We start from the raw sequence: 8383 nt of genomic DNA, 5'->3' as shown, positions 1-8383 counted from the left end.
TTATGTGCAGCTCAGGTTAGTCACGAATTTCATTTTTTGTGCAATAAAATTAAAAATTTATATGAAAAATGATCAAGATGCGCTTTTATAAAACAACCTACGTATAAACGCAATTAATGCAAATTGTAGGCATAAAAAAAGACGCCTAAGCGTCTTTTTAAAACTAGTATTAAACTAATTATGCGAAGTTAGCGTTCGCGAATTCCCAGTTAACGAGTGACCAGAAACCTTTAAGGTAATCTGGACGCACGTTACGGTAATCAATGTAGTATGCGTGTTCCCATAAATCCACTGTTAGTATTGGAGTAACACCTGCATCTGTTAGTGGTGTAGCAGCGTTAGATGTATTAACGATGTCTAGTGAACCATCAGCCAGTTTAACTAACCACGTCCAGCTTGAACCAAAGTTATTTACTGCTTTGTCGTTTAACGCGTCTTTAAATGCGTCAAATGAGCCCCATTTAGCGTTAATTGCATCAGCAATTGCACCTGTTGGAGCGCCACCGCCATTTGGAGATAGGCTGTTCCAGTAGAAAGTGTGGTTCCAGATTTGAGCAGCGTTGTTAAATACACCGCCTTCTGAAGAACATACGATCTCTTCTAGTGATTTACCTTCAAACTCAGTGCCTGGGATTAAACCGTTAAGTTTAGTCACATAAGTGTTGTGGTGTTTACCATGGTGAAACTCTAGCGTTTCTTGTGAAATATGTGGCTCAAGTGCATCAATTGCATACGGTAGTGACGGTAGTTCAAATGCCATTTTTTATCTCCATCTTCTTTTGGTTGATAGTCTATTTAGTAATACGTAATGCCTGCGCAAACAGGGCACTTATCTATACCAAACAGGAATATAGTGTTACTATAATTGTTGAGTATTTTACTCAAGTTTTAGCAAACAGCAATGCTCTTGCTAAAGCTATTTAAGATTGAGGCTTTAATTGCCTATGTTAATCTATATATCTGAGGCCACAGTGAAACTTTTTCAAGGCCTAATGTGTTCGCTATCGTCATTTTGAGGTTGTAAATGGAAACCATCGATAAAATTAAACAGCAAATTGCTGAAAACCCAATCATCTTATACATGAAAGGATCACCAAAACTGCCTAATTGTGGTTTTTCTTCACAAGCATCACAAGCATTAATGTCGTGCGGTGAACCGTTTGCATATGTGGATATTTTACTTAATCCAGACATTCGTGCAGAGCTTCCTGCTTACGCTAACTGGCCTACCTTCCCGCAACTTTGGGTTGAAGGCGAGTTAATTGGTGGCTGTGACATTATCATTGAAATGTTTCAACGTGGTGAATTACAACCACTGATCACTGAAACAGCTGCAAAGCATAAACCTGCAGACGCTGAATAAGCGTTTAGGTAAAAAAAGCTGCAATTTGCAGCTTTTTTATGTCTAGCGTAAGCTTAAATAGCACTGAACCTGCCGATTTCACAATGGTATAGGCTGATTTTCCTATGATGGGGATTTAATTCTCAGCCGATCCAATAACCTGTCGATATAATACCCACCTCAAACAATTTGCTGCCATTAAAAGCTGTAAAAGTAATGAACAGTATTAAGCTTTTCTTATCGTTTTTGCTTATTAACTTAATTATTTTGTGCACAGGCATCTTTTTTCATCACCGTTCCTTGGCGTTAATACTTATTCAAAGTAAGCCATATGCGCAGGCCATAGTTGATAAAATTAAAAATAATTCACTCGTAAACAGTGCTAGCTTACTCAAAAGTGAGCCTATTTTTACGCAGTCGAGTGAGATGTCAACTTTTAGTATGTTGATTTTAAAGTGCTTTATATTTAATGACTTTGTTCATAGCAGTCACTGTTTTTGCTTAGGTGGCCAAACAAAGTTTACCTATAGGTAAGGTAGATAAAACGTCAGTAGATGCATAATATGAAAGCAAATAATGGTAACTATTAAATAATATATGCATTAATTTAAACCACTGTAAAAAACTATTAATTAATTTGCTTGTAAAAGGTAAATATCAGCAAGTTAATAAAGAATAAAATACGGCCATGAATAATTATTCATTATTTGTATGGTTTACGTTTACGTAAACTGCCTATTGTGGGGGAGGTTTTATTTACAAGTTCTTAAAAGTAACACCGGTGTCATTAAAGTTTTCGATCCAATATCTACTCAAATGTTAATATTTAGCATTATTTTATGATTTTTAATGAAGTTGAAATATATTCAATATAATGAATATATATTCAGAAAGATATTGACTCAGGTTAGGAATAACGCTAATTTTGATCGTCTGTTAGCAAATCGTCGAGCCGTTCATCCACGTTAACAGTGCAGCAAGGGGAGGGGTCCATGTTATATGACTCAAAACTAGAAAAAGATAATTGTGGCTTTGGCTTAATAGCCCAAGTTAATAACCAAGCGAGTCACCGACTCATCCGTACGGCGATCACCGGTTTAGATCGCATGCAGCACCGCGGCGGTATATCTGCTGATGGTAAAACGGGTGATGGTTGTGGCTTGTTACTTCAAAAACCAGACAGCTTCTTTCGTGCTATTGCTGCTGAAAATAATTGGCATTTAGGTAAAAATTACGCCGTTGGGATGATTTTCCTCAATGCTGATCCGGTATTAGCACAAGCAGCTAAAGATGTTTTAAGCGAAGAACTAGAAAAAGAAACGCTTAATATTTTAGGTTGGCGTGTTGTCCCTACCGATCCATCAATGTTAGGACCTATAGCCCTAAAGCAATTGCCTGGGTTTGAACAAATTTTTATTAGTGCGCCAGAAGGTTGGCGTTCTAAAGATTTAGAGCGACGTTTATATGTTGCACGTCGTCGTGCAGAAAAGCGCTTGATGGATGATGAATCATTTTATATTGCGAGCTTATCTGGGCTAGTCACCATCTATAAAGGCTTAATGATGCCTGCTGACTTGCCAAATTTTTATCTCGATCTTGCTGATATTCGCATGACCAGTGCTATTTGTGTTTTTCATCAACGCTTCTCTACAAACACACAGCCTCGCTGGCCTTTAGCGCAACCATTTCGTTATTTAGCGCACAATGGTGAAATTAATACTATTGAAGGTAACCGTCAGTGGGCCCGTGCACGCTCTTATAAATTTGCTTCGCCGCTTATTCCTGATTTACAAAGCGCAGCGCCGTTTGTTAATGAAACAGGGTCTGACTCATCTAGCCTCGATAATATGCTAGAGCTGTTTTTAGCTGGTGGTATGGATTTATTCCGTGCGATGCGCATGCTAGTGCCGCCAGCATGGCAAAAAAACCGTGCTATGGATGACGACTTACGTGCATTCTATGATTTTAATTCGATGCATATGGAACCGTGGGACGGCCCTGCAGGGATTGTTATGTCGGATGGGCGTTTTGCTGCCTGTAACTTAGACCGTAATGGCCTGCGTCCAGCGCGTTATATCATTACTCAAGATGGCTTTATTACTTTAGCCTCTGAAGTGGGGATATGGGATTACACCGCTGATGAGGTGGTAGAAAAAGGACGTGTTGGCCCGGGCGAACTCCTCGTTATTGATACTAAATTGGGTAAAATTTGGCATTCAGATGAAATTGACCAAGATTTAAAATCACGCCACCCTTATAAGTCGTGGTTAGAAGAAAACGTTAAACGATTAACGCCTTTTGAAGCACTTACCGAGCAAGATGCGGGCAATCGCTCATTTGATGATGAAACCCTTGTCAAATACCAAAAGATGTTTGGCTATACTAACGAAGAGCTAGACAGCGTCATTCGTGTCATGGGTGAAAATGGGCAAGAAGCCACTGGCTCAATGGGTGACGATACGCCGTTTGCCGTACTGAGTGAAGGGCACCGTTCACTTTATGATTATTTCCGTCAAAAGTTTGCTCAGGTTACTAATCCGCCAATTGATCCGTTACGTGAAAACCATGTAATGTCGCTTGCAACGTGTATTGGCAGTGAGCAAAACGTATTTAATGAAACAACAGGGCACGCTAAACGCCTGCAATTTGATACGCCTATTTTAATGTACGCTGATATGCAGCAGCTACTTAACGCCGATGAAGCGCACTACAGCTATTGTAAGATTGATATTACTTACACCGTAGAAGAAGGCCTTGAGAATGCGATTAAGCGCATCTGTGATGAAGCACAAGCAAAAGCCGCATCTGGCTGCATTATGCTGGTATTAACGGATCGTAACTTTGATGACAATCAATTACCTATTCCTGCTGCTATGGCGGTGGGTGCGGTACAGAAACGCTTGGTAGATAATAACTTACGCTGTGAGTCAAATATTATTATTGAAACTGGCAGCGTTCGCGATGCGCATCAATTTGCGGTATTACTTGGATTTGGTGCAACCGCAATTTACCCGTATTTAGCGTACGAGTCACTTGTGGCTATGAGCGATACTAAGGTAATTAATAAATCTTACTGCGAAGTTACACTGGCTTATCGTCAAGCAATTAATAAAGGCTTGTACAAAATCATGTCTAAAATGGGCATTAGTACCGTGGCTTCATATCGTTGTTCAATGTTGTTTGAAGCGGTTGGTCTATCGGACGCTATTGTTGAGATGTGCTTTAAAGGCGTGGCGAGTCGTATTAAAGGGGCGTGTTTTAGCGACTTTGATGACGATCAGCAAAGCTTGCATAAACTGGCGCTTAGTAAACGTAAATTATTAAGCCATGGTGGTTTATTTAAGTACGTACACGGCGGTGAGTACCATGCTTACAACCCTGATGTGATTCAAACGTTACAAAAAGCAGTACGTAGCGGCGAGTACAGTGATTACAGCGAATACGCAAAGCTAGTAAATCACCGTCCAGTCGCGACTCTGCGTGATATGTTGGCTTTAAAACTGCCAGAAAAGGGGATAAGTATTGATGAGGTAGAGCCTGCCACTGAGCTTTATAAACGGTTTGACTCAGCCGCCATGAGTATTGGTGCATTATCGCCAGAAGCGCATGAAGCACTCGCAATTGCCATGAATCGTTTAGGTGGCTGCTCAAATTCTGGTGAAGGTGGCGAAGATAAGCTGCGTTACGGTACAGAAAAAAATTCACGTATTAAACAAGTAGCTTCGGGTCGATTTGGTGTCACCCCACATTACTTACGTAGCGCTGATGTTATTCAAATAAAAGTGGCACAAGGCGCTAAACCTGGGGAAGGCGGACAATTACCGGGTGAAAAAGTCACTCCCTATATTGCCAAGCTTCGTTACTCGGTACCGGGTGTGACTCTTATTTCACCTCCGCCGCATCACGATATTTATTCTATCGAAGATTTAGCCCAGCTTATTTTTGACTTAAAACAAGTAAACCCGAATGCATTGATTTCAGTAAAACTGGTATCTGAACCGGGTGTTGGCACAATTGCAACCGGTGTAGCAAAAGCGTATGCCGACTTAATTACCATTTCAGGCTATGACGGCGGAACGGGTGCAAGTCCATTAACCTCGGTTAAATACGCTGGCAGCCCATGGGAGTTGGGACTTGCTGAAACACAGCAAGCATTGGTAGAAAATGGCCTTCGCCATCGTATTCGCCTGCAAACAGATGGTGGTTTAAAAACGGGCCTTGATATCATCAAAGCGGCCATTTTAGGCGCCGAAAGTTTTGGCTTTGGTACAGGGCCTATGGTTGCATTAGGCTGTAAATACTTACGGATCTGTCACTTAAATAACTGTGCGACAGGTGTGGCAACACAAGACGAAACATTACGTCAAAAGCATTATCACGGCTTACCAGAAATGGCGATGAACTACTTTAAGTTTATAGCTCAAGAAGCGCGTGAAATTATGGCAAGTTTAGGTGTTGCAAACCTAACCGATTTGATTGGTCGCTTAGATTTACTCGAAGCCATTGAAGGCAAAACAGCCAAGCAGCAAAAAATAGATTTATCAGCGGTTATCGCTCAGCCGAACAACCCAACGGGTGAAACACTGTTTTGCAGTGCACCAAATAGCTCGCACTATTTAGGTGAGTTAAATGAGAGCTTGCTAGGCAAGGCAAAAGAGGCAATTGATAATTCAAGCGGCATTTCATTAGTAAGTCGTATTTGTAATACCGACAGATCAGTAGGCGCAATGCTTTCTGGTTATATTGCTGATAAGCACGGTAATCAAGGTATGGCAGCAGATCCAGTGGTGATTGAACTTCATGGTACAGCTGGCCAGTCATTCGGGGTATGGAATGCTGGCGGCCTTGAAATGACTTTAGTTGGCGATGCCAACGATTACGTTGGTAAAGGGATGGCGGGCGGTAAGCTAGTCGTTCGCCCACCACTGGGTTCGTCATTTGAAAGTCATAAAGCAACAATTATTGGCAATACCTGTTTATATGGTGCAACCGGCGGTAAATTGTTTGCAGCAGGATGTGCAGGCGAGCGTTTTGCTGTACGTAACTCAGGCGTGCAAGCTGTTGTTGAGGGCGTAGGTGATAACGGTTGTGAATACATGACCGGTGGCGTTGTGTGTGTACTTGGTAATGTAGGAGTGAACTTTGGTGCAGGTATGACCGGTGGTTTCGCTTACATTTTAGATGAACGAGGTGATTTTGAGAAACGCATTAACCCAGAGTTGGTTGAAGTGGTTACTTTAGATGACTTAAGTTCACATCAAGAGCATTTACGCGGCTTAATTGCTGATCATTTAGAGCTAACAGGCTCATGCAGAGCAGAAACTATTTTAGCTAACTTTGAACTTTATTTACCGATGTTCAAATTAGTAAAACCTAAATCAAGTGACGTAAAAAGTTTACTCGGGCACCGCGCTCGCAGTAGCGCCGAACTACGTGTTCAGGCGCAATAAGGGGGCAGTATGAGCGAAAATGTATATCAATTTATAGACGTGCAGCGTGTAGATCCACGCAAAAAACCAATCTCGTCGCGTAAAAAATCGTTCGTAGAAATTTATGAACCCTTTTCAGAAAATCAGGTTAATTCACAAGCGGATCGTTGCCTTGATTGTGGTAACCCTTATTGTGAGTGGAAATGTCCAGTACATAATTATATTCCACAATGGTTAAAACTGATCCGTACAGGGCGTATTTTAGAGGCCGCTGAGCTATCGCACCGTACTAACAGTTTGCCAGAAGTGTGTGGACGAGTATGCCCGCAAGACCGCTTATGCGAAGGCTCATGTACATTAGATGAAGAGTTTGGTGCAGTAACAATCGGTAATATTGAAAAATACATCACCGACACCGCGTTTAAAATGGGCTGGAAACCAGACATGTCCTATGTGACATGGACTGATAAAAAAGTTGCCATTATTGGCGCAGGGCCTGCGGGCCTAGGCTGTGCAGATATCTTAGTGCGTAATGGCGTAAAGCCTGTGGTATTTGACCGTCACCCTGAAATTGGTGGGCTGTTAACCTTTGGTATTCCTTCTTTTAAATTAGAAAAAGAAGTCATGCAAAAACGTCGCGAAATATTTACCGAAATGGGTGTTGAATTCAAGCTTAATGTCGAAGTAGGTAAAGACATTAGCATGGATGAAATTCTTAATGAGTATGACGCTGTATTTTTGGGAGTGGGGACTTATCAAAGTATGCGAGCGGGGCTTGAGAACGAAGATGCACCGGGGGTGCATGATGCCCTGCCATTCTTAATTGGTAACACTAATCGTGTTATGGGTTACGATGAGTCTAAACAAGCCTGCATTGATATGGCAAACCAAAAAGTAGTGGTACTAGGTGGTGGTGATACAGCAATGGACTGTGTGCGTACCTCTATTCGTCATAACGCGTTAAAAGTAACGTGTGCTTATCGTCGTGATGAAGAGAACATGCCTGGTTCAAAACGCGAAGTAAAAAATGCCAAAGAAGAGGGCGTCATTTTTACTTATAACGTTCAGCCTAAAGGGATTGTACTTGATGAAAAAGGTGCTGTAGCCGGTGTTAAAATGGTAAAAACTCAGCTTGGCGAGGCAGATGAAAACGGCCGCCGTCGCGCTGAGGAAGTACCAGGTTCAGAGCATATTATTGAAGCCACACAAGTGATTATGGCATTTGGTTTTAAGCCACATAAAATGGATTGGTTAGAGCAGTACGACGTAGAAATTAACCACTGGGGTGGTATTAATGCACCCGAGCAAGGTGAATTTACACATCAAACCACTAATCCTAAAATATTTGCTGGTGGCGATATTGTTCGTGGTTCAGACTTAGTGGTCACCGCTATATTTGAGGGGCGTAACGCTGCAGAAGGCATTATGGATTATTTAAAAGTGTAAATAATGCTTTTGTTAGAATGGAGTCAAAAGCAAACCTTCGGGTTTGCTTTTTTTATTTTTTCAGTTTTACAAACAAAAGTAAATATTTATGGTTCCATAGTCGGTGTTTAAGGTCTACAAAAAGGGACGTAGGTTTTGACCTAGCTATTTAACCTGAGATCTGGTT

General features: G+C 41.4%; 4 protein-coding genes. 3 read left to right on the top strand and 1 reads right to left on the bottom strand.

The window, feature by feature from the left end; all coding sequences use genetic code 11:
• Window positions 1-178: 178 nt before the first annotated feature.
• Entirely contained in the window at window positions 179-760 is a 582-nt protein-coding gene (locus tag CWC14_RS15020; RefSeq protein WP_010388603.1) for a superoxide dismutase, read from the bottom strand.
• Window positions 761-1024: 264 nt separating this feature from the next.
• Between CWC14_RS15020 and CWC14_RS15015 the strand changes: the two genes are divergently transcribed.
• The 3 genes from CWC14_RS15015 (at window position 1025) to CWC14_RS15005 (ending at window position 8217) form a co-directional block, all read left to right on the top strand.
• Complete coding sequence (locus CWC14_RS15015) at window positions 1025-1363, top strand: Grx4 family monothiol glutaredoxin (protein WP_008113155.1); 339 nt, start codon at window positions 1025-1027, stop codon at window positions 1361-1363.
• A gap of 971 nt (window positions 1364-2334) precedes the next feature.
• Entirely contained in the window at window positions 2335-6792 is a 4458-nt protein-coding gene (gene gltB / locus CWC14_RS15010) for a glutamate synthase large subunit (protein ID WP_138563650.1), read from the top strand.
• Window positions 6793-6801: 9 nt separating this feature from the next.
• Entirely contained in the window at window positions 6802-8217 is a 1416-nt protein-coding gene (locus CWC14_RS15005) for a glutamate synthase small subunit GltD family protein (RefSeq protein WP_096038520.1), read from the top strand.
• The last annotated feature ends 166 nt before the right edge of the window (window positions 8218-8383 follow it).

It is taken from the genome of Pseudoalteromonas sp. S3260 (assembly GCF_005886925.1).
Taxonomy (GTDB): Bacteria; Pseudomonadota; Gammaproteobacteria; order Enterobacterales; family Alteromonadaceae; genus Pseudoalteromonas; species Pseudoalteromonas tetraodonis.
This window is presented reverse-complemented; position numbering and strand designations above follow the sequence as displayed.

What these genes read in the sequence shown, in the direction of transcription:
- CWC14_RS15020 (WP_010388603.1), bottom strand. Translation starts at nt 760, where the DNA reads ATGGCATTTGAACTACCGTCACTACCGTATGCAATTGATGCACTTGAG.
- CWC14_RS15015 (WP_008113155.1), top strand. Translation starts at nt 1,025, where the DNA reads ATGGAAACCATCGATAAAATTAAACAGCAAATTGCTGAAAACCCAATC.
- gltB (WP_138563650.1), top strand. Translation starts at nt 2,335, where the DNA reads ATGTTATATGACTCAAAACTAGAAAAAGATAATTGTGGCTTTGGCTTA.
- CWC14_RS15005 (WP_096038520.1), top strand. Translation starts at nt 6,802, where the DNA reads ATGAGCGAAAATGTATATCAATTTATAGACGTGCAGCGTGTAGATCCA.